16 protein-coding genes are annotated in these 17,344 nt (G+C 69.8%); 7 read left to right on the top strand and 9 right to left on the bottom strand.

Translation table 11 applies throughout. From position 1 onward, the window contains the following. Positions 1-201 precede the first annotated feature (201 nt). A complete protein-coding gene (locus ACQHIV_RS05100) occupies positions 202-2,376 on the top strand; it encodes an alpha-L-rhamnosidase C-terminal domain-containing protein (protein ID WP_427892156.1) in 2,175 nt (724 codons plus the stop codon). Here the strand turns inward: ACQHIV_RS05100 and ACQHIV_RS05095 are convergent. After that, complete coding sequence (locus ACQHIV_RS05095) at positions 2,369-3,721, bottom strand: MGH1-like glycoside hydrolase domain-containing protein (protein WP_427892154.1); 1,353 nt, start codon at positions 3,719-3,721, stop codon at positions 2,369-2,371. The two genes, ACQHIV_RS05100 and ACQHIV_RS05095, sit on opposite strands and share 8 nt — an antisense overlap. A gap of 48 nt (positions 3,722-3,769) precedes the next feature. Between ACQHIV_RS05095 and ACQHIV_RS05090 the strand changes: the two genes are divergently transcribed. Together ACQHIV_RS05090 and ACQHIV_RS05085 are read left to right on the top strand one after the other, a co-directional pair. Then, a complete protein-coding gene (locus ACQHIV_RS05090; protein ID WP_427892152.1) occupies positions 3,770-4,744 on the top strand; it encodes an L-threonylcarbamoyladenylate synthase in 975 nt (324 codons plus the stop codon). After that, on the top strand, positions 4,741-5,193 hold the full coding sequence (locus tag ACQHIV_RS05085; protein WP_427892150.1) for a peroxiredoxin: 453 nt from the start codon (positions 4,741-4,743) through the stop codon (positions 5,191-5,193). Before ACQHIV_RS05090 ends, ACQHIV_RS05085 begins: the two co-directional genes overlap by 4 nt. Here ACQHIV_RS05085 and ACQHIV_RS05080 read toward each other — a convergent pair. Beyond that, a complete protein-coding gene (locus ACQHIV_RS05080; protein ID WP_427892148.1) occupies positions 5,186-6,115 on the bottom strand; it encodes an aldo/keto reductase in 930 nt (309 codons plus the stop codon). The genes ACQHIV_RS05085 and ACQHIV_RS05080 overlap by 8 nt on opposite strands. 98 nt (positions 6,116-6,213) lie before the next feature. On the opposite strand from ACQHIV_RS05080, the gene ACQHIV_RS05075 reads away from it, so the two are divergent. Genes ACQHIV_RS05075 through ACQHIV_RS05065 form a run of 3 tightly spaced genes read left to right on the top strand, consistent with a single transcriptional unit; the run spans position 6,214 to position 8,520 of the window. Then, positions 6,214-7,074, top strand: coding sequence for a fumarylacetoacetate hydrolase family protein (locus ACQHIV_RS05075; RefSeq protein ID WP_427892146.1), 861 nt, complete (start codon positions 6,214-6,216; stop codon positions 7,072-7,074). After that, positions 7,071-7,832, top strand: coding sequence for an SDR family NAD(P)-dependent oxidoreductase (locus tag ACQHIV_RS05070; protein WP_427892144.1), 762 nt, complete (start codon positions 7,071-7,073; stop codon positions 7,830-7,832). The genes ACQHIV_RS05075 and ACQHIV_RS05070 overlap by 4 nt, the downstream gene beginning before the upstream one ends. Positions 7,833-7,842: 10 nt before the next feature. Next, positions 7,843-8,520 (top strand): FadR/GntR family transcriptional regulator, encoded by a 678-nt coding sequence (locus ACQHIV_RS05065; protein ID WP_427892143.1) that lies wholly within the window; start codon positions 7,843-7,845, stop codon positions 8,518-8,520. Between the two features lie 122 nt (positions 8,521-8,642). On the opposite strand, the gene ACQHIV_RS05060 is transcribed toward ACQHIV_RS05065, so the two are convergent. After that, positions 8,643-8,957 (bottom strand): DUF7660 family protein, encoded by a 315-nt coding sequence (locus ACQHIV_RS05060; RefSeq protein WP_427892141.1) that lies wholly within the window; start codon positions 8,955-8,957, stop codon positions 8,643-8,645. A 251-nt stretch (positions 8,958-9,208) separates the two neighbouring features. Here ACQHIV_RS05060 and ACQHIV_RS05055 point away from each other — a divergent pair, with 251 nt between their 5' ends. Next, a complete protein-coding gene (locus tag ACQHIV_RS05055) occupies positions 9,209-11,086 on the top strand; it encodes a DUF222 domain-containing protein (RefSeq protein ID WP_427892139.1) in 1,878 nt (625 codons plus the stop codon). A gap of 106 nt (positions 11,087-11,192) precedes the next feature. Here the strand turns inward: ACQHIV_RS05055 and ACQHIV_RS05050 are convergent, their stop codons facing one another. Genes ACQHIV_RS05050 through ACQHIV_RS05025 form a run of 6 tightly spaced genes read right to left on the bottom strand, consistent with a single transcriptional unit; the run spans position 11,193 to position 17,343 of the window. Next, positions 11,193-11,960 (bottom strand): enoyl-CoA hydratase/isomerase family protein, encoded by a 768-nt coding sequence (locus tag ACQHIV_RS05050; RefSeq protein WP_427892137.1) that lies wholly within the window; start codon positions 11,958-11,960, stop codon positions 11,193-11,195. Beyond that, a complete protein-coding gene (locus tag ACQHIV_RS05045; RefSeq protein ID WP_427892135.1) occupies positions 11,957-12,994 on the bottom strand; it encodes a hypothetical protein in 1,038 nt (345 codons plus the stop codon). Before ACQHIV_RS05045 ends, ACQHIV_RS05050 begins: the two co-directional genes overlap by 4 nt. Further along, the gene (locus ACQHIV_RS05040) at positions 12,994-14,274 is read right to left on the bottom strand and encodes a CaiB/BaiF CoA transferase family protein (RefSeq protein WP_427892134.1); all 1,281 of its coding nucleotides are present in this window, start codon (positions 14,272-14,274) and stop codon (positions 12,994-12,996) included. Before ACQHIV_RS05040 ends, ACQHIV_RS05045 begins: the two co-directional genes overlap by 1 nt. Positions 14,275-14,321: 47 nt before the next feature. Continuing rightward, positions 14,322-15,452, bottom strand: coding sequence for an aldose 1-epimerase family protein (locus ACQHIV_RS05035; RefSeq protein WP_427892132.1), 1,131 nt, complete (start codon positions 15,450-15,452; stop codon positions 14,322-14,324). Continuing rightward, positions 15,437-16,162, bottom strand: a complete 726-nt coding sequence (locus tag ACQHIV_RS05030; protein WP_427896405.1) for an SDR family NAD(P)-dependent oxidoreductase — start codon at positions 16,160-16,162, stop codon at positions 15,437-15,439. The genes ACQHIV_RS05035 and ACQHIV_RS05030 overlap by 16 nt, the downstream gene beginning before the upstream one ends. Before the next feature lie 14 nt (positions 16,163-16,176). Then, positions 16,177-17,343: a mandelate racemase/muconate lactonizing enzyme family protein gene (locus tag ACQHIV_RS05025; RefSeq protein ID WP_427892130.1), complete on the bottom strand. Its 1,167-nt coding sequence runs from the start codon at positions 17,341-17,343 to the stop codon at positions 16,177-16,179. Between the last annotated feature and the right edge of the window lies 1 nt (position 17,344).

The raw sequence follows: 17,344 nt of genomic DNA, 5'->3' as shown, positions 1-17,344 counted from the left end.
GAGCCCGCCTGGCAGCGCTCAGGCTACCCCTCCCACCCTGCCCCCTGTCACCATTACCCGGTGCCCACAACCTGGCGACAGCTCGAAATCACCCCCTTCCAAGGCCCATGGCCCGCCCACTGGATCCGCGCCGCGGACATCGCCGCCCGGCCCCGTGCCGTGGGTCCGGTGGTGGTTGGGTTCCGGCTGCGGGTGGAGTGTGTGGAGGCAGCCGAGGGCGTCGTACACGTGAGTGCCGACGAGCGGTACGAGCTGTGGGTGGACGGCGAGCTGGTCGGGCGCGGGCCGTCGCGGGGTGAGGTCGACCACTGGTCGTTCGAGAGCTACCAGCTGCAACTGCCGGCCGGTGTGCACTGGTTGGCCGCCCGAGTCTGGAGCCTCGGCGACGACGCTCCGCTCGCTCAGCAAACGCTCGGCGACGGCCCAACCTTCCTGCTCGCCTCGTCAGACCTCGACGTCAACACCGGCACTGCGGACTGGCACGCCACCACTCTCCCCGGCCACGCCCTCCGCTCCAAAGGCGACGGCTACGGCTGCGGCGCCCGCCACACCACCGACGGCCGCACCTACCCCTGGGGCTGGCAAACCGCCGCCGACAGCCTCCCCTGGCCGAGCGCCGCAGCCGACGGTGGACGTGGCGGCCGGCTGTTGGAGCCGGCTCGGCTGCCTGCGCCTGCGCAGGAGTGGGCTTCGGGTGCCCGTGTGCGGCATGTCGCGGAACATCCGGTGGGTGAACCGACGCGTCACCGGGTGGTATCCGCAGCGGACCATCTGGAGCATGAAGCGGGCGCCTGGCAACAACTTCTCGACGGTACGCCGCTGGTGGTGCCGCCGAGCACCTGTCGGCGGGTGTTGATCGATCTGGACCAGTACGTCTGCGCCTACCCGGTCCTCGACCTCGACGGCGGCCGCGACGCCGAAGTACGCATGCACTGGCAAGAATCCCTCTACGAACCAGATCCCCAAGCAGGCAAGGGAAATCGCGACGTTGTCCAAGGCAAACTCTTCGGCCGCCCCGGACTGGAAGAGGACGGCATCGGCGACCTCTTCATTGCCGGCGGCAACAGCGAACAACACACCACGCTCTGGTGGCAATCCGGCCGCTACGTCGAGCTCCTCGTCATCACCGCCACCGAACCCCTGACCATCACCGCCCTGCGCTTCCGCGAAACCCACTACCCCTACGAAGACCGCCTCAACTTCACCTCCAGCGACCCCCGGCTCGCCAAGGTCGGCGCCCTTGCCTTCCGCACCCTCCAGGCCTGCAGCCACGAGACAACCATGGACTGCCCGTACTACGAGCAACTCCAGTACACCGGCGACACCCGCCTCCAATGCCTGATCGCGTACGCCGCCACCGGCGACGACTCGCTCGCCCGCCAAGCGCTCCGTGCCTTCGCCCGAACCCAGACTCCGGACGGCCTGGTCCCTTCTCGCACTCCCTCTCGGCATTCCTCGCCGATCCCGCCGTTCACGCTCTGGTGGGTGGCGATGGTGCACGATTTCGCCTTGTGGCGCGGCGATCTCGCCTTCGTCGCCGAGCTGATGCCAGGCGTCCGCGCCGCCCTCGACGCACACCGCCGTACCGTCGACGACCGCGGCGTCTTCCACGCCCTGCACGGCTGGAACTTCACCGACTGGGTGCCCGGCTGGGAAGCCGGCTGCCCGCCGGGAATCGTCCAGGACGGCGAAGTACACCCCGACTGGCCCGGACCGAGCCACGGCGTCTCGTCGGTCCTCCACCTCCAACTGGCCCTGGTCGCGCGCCAAGCCGCCGATCTGGAGAACTGGACGGGCGGGTCCGGTGCCGAATACGCGCAGCTGGCCGACCGCCTGCTCGACGCCGCCGACCAGGCCTTCTACGACACGGATCGCAAGCTGTACGCCGACGACCTGGAGCACACGGCCTTCTCCGAACACGCGCAATCGCTGGCGGTGCTCGCGGGAGCGAAGTACGGCGAGACGGCCGTCCGGACGATGCTGGGCGAATCGTTGGCACGCACCACGGTGTACTTCGATCACTACCTGTTCGAGGCGCTCCAGCGGATCGGGCGGACCGACGTACTGCTCGACCGGCTCGATCTCTGGTACGGCCTGCTGGATCGGGGGCTACGAACGGTCATCGAGCACCCCGAGCCGACCCGGAGCGACTGCCACGCGTGGGGCGCGCACCCGCTGTACCACTACGCCGCGACCCTCCTCGGCGTACGACCGACGGCGCCCGGGATGACGACGGTCACGGTGACGCCGCAGCTCGGCGGTCTCGAATGGGCGCAGGCCTCGGTCCCGACGCCGTACGGCCCACTCGAGGTCCGGGCGACCGCGGGCGCACCGGCCGAGGTGACCGGGCCGTCCGAGATCACTGTGATCAGCTGACGACGACGTGATGGTGACCGGTGAGCGTTGCCGGCACGTGCGTGACATCCTTCCCGTCGAGCTGCACGGAGCGGACCTCGGTGCCGTCGCCGTGGAGGGTGATGTCGAGCGTCGCGGCCCGGTAGCGGAGCGACCGCAGCGACCACTCACCGGCGTACGTCGTGGGGACCGTCGGGTGGAAGGTGATGCCGTCGGCGGTGAACTCGAGGCCGAACAGGCCCTCGTGGACCAGCCGTAGCAATGCCGTGGCGGACCAGGCCTGATCCGGTAGCGACTCCCACTGCCGCCCCACCTGCCAGCCGCCGTCCACCGCGCCGGTGGTCGCGTTGTAGAGCTCGAACAACTCGTCCCCGCTCGAGCGGAACAACCTGACCAGATCGTCGACCGTACGACCGAACTCGTCCGCCTCCCCCACCTTCGCGGCGGCGTACCCCCACAACCCCATCACCATCGGCCAGCAGATCGCGTTGTGCCGCCCGGGGTGCTCGGCGTCGAACCGCGGGAAGTGCGGCCACACGTTCACCACGCCGTACGGCTCGTGATGAATCCCCGCGACGACCCGAGCCGCACGCTCCGGCCCGGCAATCCCGAACTCCACCGCCAGCGCGAGCCCGGCCGTCTCCTGATGCGGGTCGAGCCCCTCCGGCCCGAGGAAGTAGCCGTAGGTGTCCCCCGACCAGAGCTGTTCGTTGACGGCAGCAACAAGTTCGGCCCGCTGCGCGGCGTACGGCGCCGGATCCGCCCCGGCCACCGCCGCGAGCTGTTCGAGCGCGCCGAGTGCCCCGGCGTACACCGCGTTCGTCGACAGGCAACGAAGGTCAGCCGCACCCGGATGGTCGAGGACGAACGACGACGGATTGCCAGGCTGGTACGGCGGCTCCGGGAAGCCCGCGATCCCGTCCTGCATGAGCGACGGCCCACGGTACAGGCCGGTCGAAGCGTCGAAGTGCTCCCGGCGCAGGATCTCGAACGAAGCGGCCCCGATCCGGAACGCCTCCGCGCCGAACGCCGCGTCACCGGTCACCAGCCACTGCTGCCGAGCGCCGATGACCCAGATGATCTGATCCCACCACTGGTTGTCCTGGGCAATCAGTCCGCCGGCACAGACCTTCAGCAACGTGTGCTTCGCCACCTCCGGCGTCAGCAGGCTCGCCGCATGCCACGCGTTGATGGCGGCGTCCCGGGTCCACGGATCGGAGTAGCCGCCGCCGGCCCGGAGGTACGCCGTACCGCCGTCCGGAATCGTGTTCACGTCGAGCAGGTTGTGCAGGGCCGCGTCGTAGCAGACCTGGAGGTTCTCGCCGCGGACACCGGCGGGCGGCACGAGGACAGGGCGATCAGTCATGCCCCTACCCTTTCAGAACCGGTTGTACGCCGTGAGACCATGGCACACGTGCCGCCAGGAACCGAGGAGATCCAGAACGCCGTCGACGTACTGCGTGCCGGGGGCCTGGTGGCGATCCCGACCGAGACCGTCTACGGGCTGGCCGCCGACGCCGAGAACCCGCGGGCGGTCGGCCGGATCTTCACGACCAAGGGCCGGCCGCCGTCGCACCCGCTGATCGTCCACATCGCCGGCGCCGAGCAGCTCGCCGACTGGGCCGACGACGTACCGGAGACCGCGCGACTCCTGGCCGAGCGGTTCTGGCCCGGCCCGCTGACGCTCGTCCTGCGACGTGGACGGCGGGTGCCGCTCGAGACCACCGGCGGGCTGGAGACGGTCGCGATCCGGGTGCCGGACCACCCGGTCGCGCTGGAACTGCTGACCGCGTTCGGCCGCGCCGTCGCCGCGCCGTCGGCCAACCGGTTCGGCTCGGTCAGCCCGACGACCGCGGAGCATGTCCGCCTCGAACTCGGCGACGACGTCGACTTCGTCCTCGACGGCGGCCCGTGCGGCGTCGGCGTCGAGTCCACGATCGTGGACGTCACCGGCCCGGCGCCGACCGTTCTCCGCCCCGGCGGCGTGACCCGCGAGGACCTCGAAGCAGCCCTCGGCCACGCCCTCGCCGTACCGGCCTCCAGCCCGGTCCGCGTCCCCGGCCAGCACCCGTCGCACTACGCCCCGCGCGCCCGCGTCGTACTGGTCGAGCCGCAGGACCTCGCCGCCGAGGCCGTCCGGTACGCCGACCACAAGGTCGGAGTCCTCGTCCCGCCCGCCCTGGCCGGCACCGCGATCGAGGCCCACGCCGTCGTACCGCTGCCCGCCGACCTCGCCGACTACGCCCGCGGCCTTTTCGGCTACCTCCGCGACCTCGACCACCAGGGCTGCGACGTCATCCTCGCGACCCTCCCCGAAGAACAAGGCCTCGGCCTGGCGATCGCCAACCGACTCCGCCGCGCAGCAGGACCTAGGACAGGAGAAGCATGAAGGAAGGCGACCTCGTCCCGGACTTCGAACTCCCCGACCAGTACGGCGAGACGCGGTCTCTGAGCGACTTGCTCGCGAAGGGACCGGTCGTGCTGTTCTTCTACCCCGCGGCGATGACGGCCGGCTGTACGAAGGAGGCCTGCCACTTCCGCGACGTGGCCGCCGACTTCGAGGCTGCCGGAGTGCAGCGCGTCGGCATCAGCCGGGACGCCGTGGACAAGCAGAAGCAGTTCTCAGACCTGCACTCGTTCGACTACCCGCTGCTGTCCGACGCCGACGGCGCGGTCGCCCGTACGTTCGGCGTGGCCCGCAACGGCGTACTCGCGAAGATCACCCCGGTCAAGCGCTGGACGTTCGCGATCGACACCGACCGCCGCGTCCGCAAGGTCATCCACAGCGAGACCAACATGAACGTCCACGCCGACGAGGCGCTCCGGTCGTTCAGCTGATCAGGGCGTCCCACAGCGCCGCCGGAATATCGGTGGTGAGGCGAGCAACATTCTGGTGGACCTGCGCCGCACTGGTCGCACCGGCCACCACCGCGACGACCCTGGGGTCCTGCAAGGGGTAACGGAGAGCGGCCGCTGGCAGCTCGACGCCGTGGGCTCGGCAGATCGCGTCGAGTTCCAGGGCTCGGGCCAGCACGTCGTCGGGTACGGCGGCGTAGTCGTACTTCGCAGCTCGGCTCGGGGTGGACGCGAGGAGACCGCTGTTGAAGACGGCGGCCGCGATGATGCGGACGTTGTGCGTGTCGCAGGCGGTCAGGAGGTCGGGCGCCACACTCTGGTCAAGGAGCGTGTAGCGGTTGGCCACCATCAGTACGTCGGCCAGACCCGAACGCGCGGTGGTCAGCAGCGCGTCGATGCCCAGCGAGCCGGTGCCGATCGCCGCAGCGACGCCCTCCGAGCGGACGTCGGCCAACGCGGTCAGGGCTGACTCGGTCGCGCCGGGGTCGCCCGACAGTTCGGGGTCGTGGACGAAGAGGATGTCGATCCGGTCCAGGCCGAGCCGGGTCAGCGAGTCCTCGACGGAGGCCCGCACGCCCGCCGCCGAGTAGTCGAGTACGCGGCGGAGTCTCGCCGGTACGACGAAGCCGGTCGCGTCGAGCGCCGTACCGTCCCAGGACGGGTTCTCGCGGAGCAGCCGGCCGACCTTCGTGGAGACGACGTACTCGTCGCGCGGCTTGGTGGCGAGGAAGCGGCCGAGGCGCTGCTCGGACAGGCCGAGGCCGTAGTGCGGCGCGGTGTCGAAGTACCGGACGCCGGCGTCCCAGGCGGCGGTCAGGATCGCGTCGGCCTGCTCGTCGGTGAACTCCTCGAACAGGTTGCCGAGCGGCGCGCACCCGAGTCCGAACTGCGGTACGTCGATCACGGCAGCACGCTAGACATCATATCTTTAGCGTGTCAAGCTACGAAAGCTCGCCACATCAGCCGGAATATCCCGGCAAAGATAAGATCTAGGGAGTCGCGATGAAGTTCGCCCGCTTGGGTCCGGCCGGCGCCGAGAAGCCGGTCGTCGTCACCGACGACGGGGCCTGGGACCTCACCGGCATCACCGCGGACCTCGACGCCGCGTTCTGGGAGTCCGGCGGACCGGCCCGGGCCGCGGCCGCGCTGGCCGCCGGCGACCTGCCGCCGGTCGAGAACGCCGGCGACCTCCGGATCGGCGCCCCGATCACCCGGCCCGGCGCGATCGTCTGCATCGGCATGAACTATGCCGCGCACGCCGCCGAGTCCGGCGCCGAGCCGCCGTCGACGCCGGTGATCTTCTTCAAGGCGCCGAACACGCTGGCCGGCCCGAACGACCCGGTGACGATCCCGCGCGGCAGCACCAAGACCGACTGGGAGGTCGAGCTCGGCGTGGTGATCGGCAAGCGCGCGTCGTACCTCGACTCCCCCGCCGACAGCCTCGACCACGTCGCCGGGTTCGTGGTGGCGAACGACCTGTCCGAGCGCGCGTTCCAGATCGAGCAGTCCGGCGGCCAGTGGAGCAAGGGCAAGATCGCCGCCGGCTTCAGCCCGGTCGGTCCGTGGCTGGTCACGCCGGACGAGGTCGAGCACCAGAAGCTCACGCTGCGCAGCTTCGTGAACGGCGAGCCGCGGCAGGACTCCGGCACCGCCGACCAGATCTTCGACGTCGCGACCGTGATCCACCACCTGAGCCAGTACATGGTGCTCGACCCGGGCGACCTGATCATGACCGGTACGCCGGAAGGCGTCGCGCTCTCCGGCCGCTTCCCGTACCTGAAGCCGGGCGACGTCGTCGAGGTGGAGATCGACGGCCTCGGCCGCCAGCGCCAGGAGTACGTGGCGTGGGAGGCCGCTCGATGAGCTCCAACGAATACGGCGAGCTGGTCGCGATCGTCACCGGCGGCGGCTCCGGGATCGGCGCGGCGACCGCCCGCGAACTGACCGCCCGCGGCGCGCGGGTGGCGGCGTTCGACCTCGACCCGTCCGGGGCGCCCGAGGGTGTGCTCGGCATCCGGGCGGACGTCACCGACGACGAGAGCGTCCGTACGGCGGTGCAGCAGGTGGTGGAGGCGTTCGGCCGGATCGACGTACTGGTCAACAACGCCGGCATCGGGGCGCAGGGCACCGTCGAGGACAACCCGGACGACCAGTGGCACAAGGTGTTCGACGTCAACGTGATGGGCGCCGTCCGGGTCAGCCGCGCGGCCCTGCCGTACCTGCGGAAGTCGCCGGCGGCCGCGATCGTCAACGTCGCCTCGGTCGCCGCGACCACGGGTATCCCGCAGCGCGCGCTGTACTCGACCACGAAGGGCGCGGTCCAGTCGCTGACCCTGGCGATGGCCGCCGACCACCTCCGCGAAGGTGTCCGGGTCAACTGCGTCAACCCCGGTACGGCGGCCACGCCGTGGGTGCAGCGCCTGCTCGACGCGGCGCCGGACCCGGTCGCCGAACGGGCCGCGCTGGACGCCCGCCAGCCGCACGGCCGGCTGGTCTCGGCCGAGGAGGTCGCGCTCGCGATCGTCTACCTCGCGGGACCTTCGTCCGGCTCGACCGCGGGTGCCGCGCTGGCCGTCGACGGCGGAATGGCTAGTCTTCGGCTACGTCCGAAGGAAGACTGAAAGGCCGCCGATGGCGCTGACCGACGTCGCGATCGAGAAGATCAAGGCGATGATCCTCGACGGCCGGCTCAAGCCCGGTGACAAGCTGCCCCGCGAGGCCGACCTCGCGGAGCAGCTCGGCATCTCGCGGAGCCCGCTGCGCGAGGCGGTCAGCGTGCTGTCGATGCTGCGGATCCTCGACGTACGGCGCGGAGACGGCACGTACGTCACCAGCCTCACGCCCGATCTGCTGCTGGAGACGATGAGCTTCATCATCGACTTCCACCAGGACTCCAGCACCCTCGACCTGTTCGAGGTACGCCGGGCCCTCGAGCCGATGGCGGCCGAGAAGGCGGCCCGGCTGATGACGGACGACGACGCCGCACAGCTGCTCGCGCTGACCGAGGCGGTCGACCCGGACAGCCCGATCGGCGACCTGGTCGCGAACGACCTGGAGTTCCATCACCGGATCGCGGCCGCCGCCGGCAACCCCGTCCTCTGCTCGCTGATCGACAGCGTCGCCGGCCGCACCCACCAGGCACGGGCCTGGCGCGCCGTCACCCAGGAGGACGCGTTCGAGCAGACCAAGCGCGAACACCGGGCGATCGCACTGGCGATCGGCGAGCGCCAGCCGACCGTCGCCGCCGCCCTGTCGCTCGCCCACGTCGCCGGCATCGAGAACTGGATCCGGCGCAATCTCTCGGTCTAGGGACGCATCCGATCCCGCCGGAAAGTTGCTGGAGGCAACCTATCATCCCGCGCGCGCAGTGACGGGAGGATACCCCGGCGATCGGCCCGGAGCGCCATGGGAACCGTTCGCGGCATGTGCGATCACTCGTAGACCGTCGCGGCCCTGAGAGCATCGTTGACGACCACCCAGCCGTTGCCAGGCGGTACCGTTCGTCGATTCAGGAAGTAGCCGCCCGAATCGGCAAGCCAAGCCGCGAAGGCTTCGAGGTACTCGTGGAGCGCTGCATTGGTCCACGGCGCCCCCAAGGCCGCCTCTTCAGCGAGGTCACGGGCCGTTGCTATGACCCGTTCCCGGCCATTCGCCAGCGAAGCGGAAGGGCATCCAGCGGCCGCGCACTCCTCGTCCACGTCGAACTCACCATGCTCGAACTCGTAGTGAAAGCACACGTAATGCATTCGCTCGAAGACCTCGAACTGCGCCGCGGAGGCCCTGATGGGTCAGTGGCATCGTCGGCACTCGAGTTCCATTCCCGCAGCATGCCACGACGCCCGCACCTCGGCAGATCCGAAAGAGCATGGGATTTGGGTTCATCGAACATTTGTTCTAATATAGGCACATGACCACAGAGCTGATCGGCCCCCGAGCAGCCCGGCCGGAGACTGCCCCACCGCAGGCTCCGCCGGGTGGACCGGCCGGTCTGCTGTCTGTGGATCTGCCGGCCGACCCGTTGCCGCCGGATCGGTGGCCGCCCGCGGCGCCGCCCGATGATGCGTACGACGCCGACTTCCTCGACGGTCTGTACGACGTGGACGGTTCGTGTGTGCCGCGGTACCTGTCCGACGAAGACGTCATGTACGACGACCTGCCGCCGATGTCACGGGTCGAGCAACTCGACTGGGAAGAGTGGGCCGGCGTCGAGCAGGACGAAGCCGAACGGGCCATGCTGCGCCTGAAAGCACCGGCCTGGGTGTTCCTGCCACCCGGCGCCGAACTCGCCGCCGCCCTCGAACAACTCCGCCCACAATGCGAGTCCCCGATCGCGCTGATCGAGGCCATGAAAGCCGCCACCCGGATGGAAGCCTGGGCCGCCTCCATCAGAACCGGCGCCCAAGCCTCGTTCGTCCGGCAACGCAAAGCCCAGGCCACCGACATCCCCCGCCCCACCCAGATCGACACCTCAGGCCGCCCGATCGACCCCGAACGCTCCTGGACCGCCGAGATCGCCGCCGCCCTACACCTGTCCCCCACCACCGCCGCCCGCCACATCGACACCGCCCTGCACCTCACCGGCGCCCTGACCGCCACCCACACCGCCCTACGCTGCGGCGCCCTCACCTTCTCCAAAGCCCTCGCCATCTCCGAAGCCACCCGCCCCCTGCCACCCACCGCCGCCCAGGCCGTCGAAACCCACGTCCTCAAACGCGCCCCCGGCCAAACCCACCGCAACCTCAACAACTCGCTACGGCGCCAGGTCGCCAAACACACCACCCACGAAGACACCGGCCGCCACCGCGACGCCGTCCGCGACCGCACCTGCAAAATCGTCCCGCTCCCCGACGGCATGGCCGGCCTGTGGATCGTCCACACCGCCGAGAAGATCCAGCAAATCTGGACCGTGATCCAAGCCATGGCCGACCTCGCCAAACGTGACACCCTCACCACAGCCACAACAGACATCCACACCACCACAAACACCACCCTGAACGACACGTCGGACACCACGTCGGACACCACGTCGGACGGCACGTCGGGCGACGCATACGGTTTGTGTGGCGGCGTACGGGCTCAGCGTCCCAGCACCAGCGGTTGCGCCACGCCCACGCATACCACCGACTCGCCCGCCGCGGGGAACGAGTCCGGGATCGTACCGACCGGCGAGGCCCCGCGACCGCAACCTCCCGAAACTCCCGGACCTCCCGAGCCGGCCCGCCCTGCACGTGACGAACGGCTCGCGCCGCAACGACGTGCCGACGTCGTCGCCGACCTGTTCGAGCACATGCTCCACAACGGTCTGGACTGGCTCGGCCGCCGGCTTCCCGATCAACATCGCCGACGACCCCACATCGAGGTGCTGATCCCCATCACCACGCTGCTCGGCGCAAACGATGACCCCTGCGAACTCGCAGGCTACGGACCCATCCCCGCCGAAATGGCCCGCCGCATCGCCACCGACGGCACCTGGCGACGCCTACTGACCGATCCCACCAACGGCACCGTCCTGGAAGCCTCCACCACCCGCCACGACCCCGGCACACTCGTCACCGAAACCCTCCTCGCCAGACACCCCGTCTGCGCCTGGCCCGGCTGCAACCGCACCTCCCGCGAATGCGACCGCGACCACGGCACACCGTTCACCCACACCGGCCAAACCAGCCTGGCCGGCCTCGCACCCTTCTGCGAATACCACCACATCATCAAAGACACCCCCGCCTGGAACTGGTCCACCACCAACCACCCCGATGGGTCGGTCACCCTGACTGCACCGACCGGCCACCGATATACGACCGTCCCGCCCGCTCGCGGACCCGTCGCCCAACAACCAGTTCCAGCCCCGGGGCCACCGGACGATCCACCACCTTTCTGACCCGAACGCCTTATCCCACCGGCGGTGGGACAAGGCGTCAGCCGAGGGTAGCCACCCGGTGCGCCCATCTGCTTGCGATGGACCGAGATCGCCGTGCATCAATCATCTAGGCACGGGTGAACTTCGGCTCGCGCTTCTCGGCGAACGCCGCGCGGCCCTCGGCGGCGTCGTTGGTGGCGAAGCAGATCGTCTGTACGTCGCGCTCGTAGGCGACCGCCTGTTCGAGAGGCATGTTCAGCGCGGCCGCGACGTTCGCCTTCGCGGTCTCGACGGCAATCGGCGCCCGGGCGGCGATCGTGGCGGCGAGTTCGAGCGCGCGGGGCAGCAGATCGTCCGGTGCGAGGACCTCGCTGACGAGTCCCCAGCTCAGCGCGCGCTCGGCGTCGATCGGGTCGCCGGTCATCAGCATCAGCGAGGCGTTGCCCGGTCCGATGCTGTGGCTCAGCAGCGCGGACATCCCGCCGCCGCCGATCCAGCCGAGTTTCACCTCGGCGGCGGCGAACACCGCCGTACTGGAAGCCAGCCGGATGTCACAGATCAGCGACGTTTCGAGACCGCCTCCCAAGGCGTAGCCGTTGATCGCGGCAACTATTGGCTTGCGGAGGACCTTGAGCGCGTCGCAGTAGTCGGCGCGGTTGCGGAACGCCCACGGGGTCTCGTACTTGTCGAGCTCAGCGATGTCGGACCCGGCGCTGAAGGCTCGCCCGGATCCGGTCAGCACGACTGCGCGGACGTCGTCGGTCTCGTTGCACCGGGCGGCCAGCTCGACCAGCGCGTCGGACATCTCCGCCGTGACCGCGTTGAGCTTCGCGGGCCGGTTGAGAGTGATGACGGCAACCTGTCCGTGCTGCTCGAACAGTACCTCTTCGGTCATGACGTGATCCCTTTCCACAAGGTCGCGAGTTGGTCGAGCCCTCCGGCGATCGACACGTCGCCGTACACGACGTCGCGGACGACCTCGCTCGCCGCGGTCTGGAACTCGATGTAGCCGGGGTTGCGCGGGCGTACCCAGGCGGAGGTGATGGTGTTCAGGGTCGAGCGGTAGAAGTCGGGCGCCGAGTCCGAGGTCCAGGCGCTCAGGCGGGCGGGCTGGCCGGAGTGCGCCGGGATGAAGGTCCCCTGGGTTGTTGCTGACAGCAACCAGCGGAGGTGGTCGAGGAGTTCGGGGGTGGGCCGGCAGCGGCGGGTGATCGCGAGGCCGGTGCCACCGATGGTCGAGCCTGGCCGGGAGCCTGGGCGTTCCGAGGGTGCGTCGGTGAAGGTGACGGTGGGGGCGTAGTTCACGTAGCCGTAGATCAGCGGGCAGTGTGCGATGGTGTCGTCCGCGATCATCGTGTCCAGCACGGCGATCGGGTCGAGGGTGCGGGCGTGGCGTGGGGCTCTTGTGGTCAGGTCGGTCATCAGCTCGAGCGCACGCCGGGCGGTTTCGGTGGGTTCGAAGGTGGGCTCCTCCCCCAGCGCCACCGAGATCGACAGGTACGTGAGCAGCGCGTGCGGCCCGGCTACGGACAGGGCGACCGGTGCGTGGTGCGACAGCGCGACCACCTCCGGCCAGAGCCTGGGCGGTGGGCCGACGAGGTCGGTGCGGGTCGCCGCGACCTGGGTGGCCGCGTCCAGCGGGAGCGCCCACAGCCGGCCGCTCAGCCGGTACGACGCCACGCTCGGCCCGACGAACTCGCCGTCGAGCAACTCGTCCACCGGCTGCAGGTACTCCGTCGCGTCCCCGAGGTGCGGGTGGTCGAGCACGATCAGGTCGTACCGCTCGGCCACCTCGCTGATCGGCGTCGACTCGAACCCGCTCAACGGCTGCACGTCCCACACCAGATCGATCCCCCGCCGCACAGACGCCTCGACCAGCGCATCCCGCCCCCGCGGGTGATCCCAGGTCAAACCCCGGTAAGGGCCCATCACCGCACCTCGCCGCCGGCTCCCGCCGAGCGCTGATCTGTGTCCGCCGGGTGCCTGCCGGCGTCCGCGTGGCGCGGGCCGACGTCTGACAGCCGGGTTTCTGCGACAGCTCCCTCGTGCAGCAGATCCGTGATCTGCTCCGGGGTGAAACCTGCCTCGGTCAGTACGTCGCGGGTGTGCTCGCCGACCAGGGGTGCGCCGCGTTCGACCGTTGCGGGGGTCTTCTCGAAGGCATACGGGAAGCCGGGCGTCTTCACCCGGCCCTCCGTCGGGTGGTCGTACTCGACGAAGGTCTTGTTGTGCCGGATCTGCGGATCGTCGACCAGCTGCTGGTAGTCGTACACCGGCCCGCACCAGATCCCGGCCTCGGTCAGCGCCGTCAGCCACTCGTCCGTCGTACGCAGCAACAACCGCTCCGCCGTCAACCGGAACAGCTCGTCCCGATGCGTCCAACCGTGCACCTCGGAATCCATCTCGAGGAAGCTGTCCTCCCCGATCACCCGCCCGAGCGTCGGCAGATCCGGCATCGCCAGCGCGAGGAAGCCGTCCGCGGTCTTGAACGTCCCGTACGGCGCCCGGATGTACACATGCGCATGCGGTTCCGCTCCGCGCTGCTGCGGGACCCCGCCGGCGGTGAACACGGACAGCTCCTGCATCTGCAGCGTGGTGATCGCGTCCAGCATGTTCACCTTCACCAACTGGCCCTCCCCGGTCCGCTCCCGATGCAGCAACGCCGCCAGCACCGCCTCGAACGCGGTCGACGCCGTCACCGCGTCGACGAGATACTGCCCGGCCGGCTGCGGCGGTTCACCCTCCCGGCCGGTCGACAACATCGCCCCGGATCTTGCCTGCAGCAACAAGTCCTGCCCGGGCAGGTTCCGGTGCGGACCGTCCTCGCCGTACCCCGACATCGACACGTACACCAGTCGCGGATTGATCGCAGACAACGTCGCGTAGTCCACGCCGAGCCGCTCCGCCACGCCCGGCCGGTAGTTCTGCAGGAACACGTCGGCCGTCTCCACCAGCCGGGTCAGCACCTGCTTCCCGGCCGCCGACTTCAGGTCGACGGCCAGCGACCGCTTGTTCCGGTTCAGGGACAGGAACGACACGTTGATCGCGTTCCCCCGCGCCCCGCCCGCGGCCGCGTGCCGTTGCCACTCGCCGGTGACCGGCTCCACCTTGACCACGTCCGCGCCGAGGTCGCCGAGCCGCTGCGCGGCGAACGGACCCGCCATCGCGATCGAGCAGTCGAGCACGCGGTACCCGTCGAGGATGCCCATCTGTTCTCCTAGTCCGTCAGTCCGGTTGGCTGTCGTCCGGTTGGCTGTCAGTCCGGTTGGCCGGCGACGCGGCGTACGGCGTCCCGGGCGGCGGTGGTCGCCTCGACGCCGTCGAGGACACGGATCGTGGTCTGGTACGAACGGGACTCGCCGTGTTCGAGCCACGTCATCGAGCCGTCCGCACGGGCGGCCGCGTCGCCGGTGACGTGGTGCGTGGACGGTTCGAGGCCGACGGCGTACTGGCCGCTGCGCAGGTTCTGCCATTCGAAGAAGCACGGCATCGTCGCCGCGTCCCAGCTCACCTCGACGCCGAACGTGCTGTCGCCGCGGATCAGCGCGACCCGGTGCCGGCCGTCCTCGCCGGCGACCAGGCGGTGCTCGTACACCTGCTCGACGAAGCCCGGCCGCGGGTCGGGCAGCACCCGGTACGAGACGCCCTGCTCGGCGGCCGAGTCGCTCTGCCAGGTGGTCTCGGCGATCGGCGCGACGAGCTCGGTGCCGGCGTCGATCACCGGCCAGCCGAAGTTCAGGTGGTACAGGAACATGTGCGGCGTACGTTCGTACCCGAGGTTGTCGACCACGTCGTACAGCCGGATCTCGAGCCCGTCGAAGTCGACCTCGATCGTCCGCGTCAACCGCAGGTGCTCGCCGAACGACGTCGCCTGCACGACCTCGCCGCGGACCCGCAGCGTGCAGTGCTCGCCGTCCCACACCTCGCCCGCCTCGAGCAGCCGCCCGGGGATCGCGGTGAGCCGGCCGTGCAGCCCGTGCGCGACGGTCTGCTTCGGCGGATAGCCGTACTGCGTCGCGTCGACCTCGTTGCCGAACAGCGTGTGGTCGAGGCCGCCCGACACGAGCAGCCCGTCGAGGGCCCGCAGCCAGGACAGCCCGCCCTCGTCGTTGTGCTCGTGCAGCCCCGGGTGCCGGAACCCGTTCCCCGACCGCCACCCGAACGGTACGCCGCGGAACCGGGCACTGCCCAGGTCGAGCGCCCGATCCACGAGCACCTCCACCTCGAGCCCCGCCGCACTCCGCAGCTGCACCGCCCGGACGCCGCGCTCCACCCCGTTGCCCAGCACAACTTCCCGGACACCGGCCACACTCGCCAGGTCCCCGGTCCGCTCCCGCAACGCGGCCGCCGAAACCTCAGATCCGAAGATGTTCACTCCATCACCCATCCGCCGTCGACATTGATCGTCTGCCCGGTGACGAACGACGCGTCCGGGCCGGTCAGGAACGAGACGACCGCGGCGATCTCCGAAGGTCTGCCGCGGCGCTTGATCGCCTGGTGGTCGAGGACGAACGCGGTGTAGGCCTCCGGGTTCTCGTGGATCGTCTCAGCCTTCGTGGGGAAGGCGCCCGGTGAGACGGCGTTGACGCGGATCCCGTCCGGGCCGAGCTCACGCGCGAGCGCGCGGGTGAGCGAGACCGCGGCGCCCTTCGTGCTGACGTAGCTCGCGAGCTTGTCCCAGCCGCCGTGCCAGGTGATCGAGGCGATATTGACGATCGAGCCGGTGTTACGGGTCCGCATGGAACGGGCCGCGGTCTGAGCGGCGACGAAGTACGCCCGCTGGTTGACCGCCACAACGTCCTCGTACTCCGCGAGCGAAATGTCAAGGAACGGGGTCGCCGGATAGATCGCCGCATTGTTCACCAGGACGTGGAGCGGGCCGAGCGCCTCCTCGGCGGCGGCGATCGTCCTGACGATCGCTTCCGCGTCGCGCAGATCGACAGGCAGTGCACGCACGGCGGCACCCACCGACTTCAGTTCGGCCTCGGACTCACTCAGCCCGTCACCCGGCAGGTCGAGCAACGCCACCCCATACCCATCACCAGCCAACCGCAAAGCAATAGCCCGCCCGAGAGAACCCCCGGCCCCAGTCACCATCGCCACCCCGGGCGTCATCTGGACTCTCCGTTGCGGAGAGCGGGTTTGACTACGAGGCGGCGGCCGGCGTGGGCGGGGCGGACGTGGGGGCCGGTGTCGTCGTCCCAACTGCCGGAGCTTGTCAGCTGGGCGATCACGTTCTCGTCCACGGCGTACCCGAGCCCCGGCGACTCGCCCAGCACCAGATGACCGTCGACGATCTCCTGGTCCGCGCTGATCCCGACCGGCGTCCCAAGGTCCTGGATCTCGATCGACAGATGGTTCGGTACGACTGCTGCCGCATGCCCCAGCGGATTCGCGTCGTACCCCACCGGGCTCACCGGCAGGTCGAACGCGTGCGCCAACGCCGACACCCGCAAGAAGTGCGTGATCCCCCAAACGCTCCCCGTCTGCACGATGTCGACGGCATTGGCCGCCAGCAACGGCCGGAACTGCTCCAACCCCGTCAGGTTCTCCCCGGTGGCAACCGCCGCCTTCACCGACCGGGTCACCAGCGCCAGCCCGTCGACGTCCCACCGCCGCACCGGCTCCTCGACCCACGCGAGATCGGCATGCTCCTCGATCCGCCGGATGTGCCGCACTGCCTCCTTCCGCGCCCACGACTCGTTCGCGTCGAGCATCAGCGCCGGCGCGGCCCCCGTCTGCTCCCGGTACAACTCACTCAGCAGCTCCAGCCGCCGCACATCGTCGGCAACATCGAGCCCACCCTTCAGCTTCACCGCCTGCAACCCGCGCTCCGCGAACTGCTTGTGCAGCCGACCGAGCTCGTCGTCCGCCAGCGGCCCGTCCAGCCCCGACGCATACGCCGGTACGACGTGGTCCCGCGCGCCGAGCAGCCGCCACAACGGCTGCTCGGCCGCCTTCGCCTTCAGGTCCCACAACGCCATGTCGAGAGCACCGATCGCCCCGAACACCGCCCCGGTGTGCCCACGCTTGAACACCCACGCGAGCATCCGGTCGTACAGCGCCACGACCGCCCGCGGGTCCTGCCCGTCGAGCGCCGGGAACAGCGCGTCGATCCCCTCGTGCGACCCCAGCCCAATCCCCTCGAGCCCGGTGTCCGTGGTCAGTACGACGATCGGCACCGACGTACGCCCGGAGCCGACCGTCCCGTTGGCGTCACCGATCGGTCTGCCCCAGTCGTGCACCGTACTGAGCGTGCGGTATCCCGTGATGCGCATA

Origin of the sequence: Kribbella polygonati (assembly GCF_050320105.1) — a bacterium.
Lineage (GTDB): Bacteria > Actinomycetota > Actinomycetes > Propionibacteriales > Kribbellaceae > Kribbella.
The sequence above is the reverse complement of the archived record's forward strand: the minus strand, read 5'-3'. Positions and strand labels throughout refer to the sequence as shown.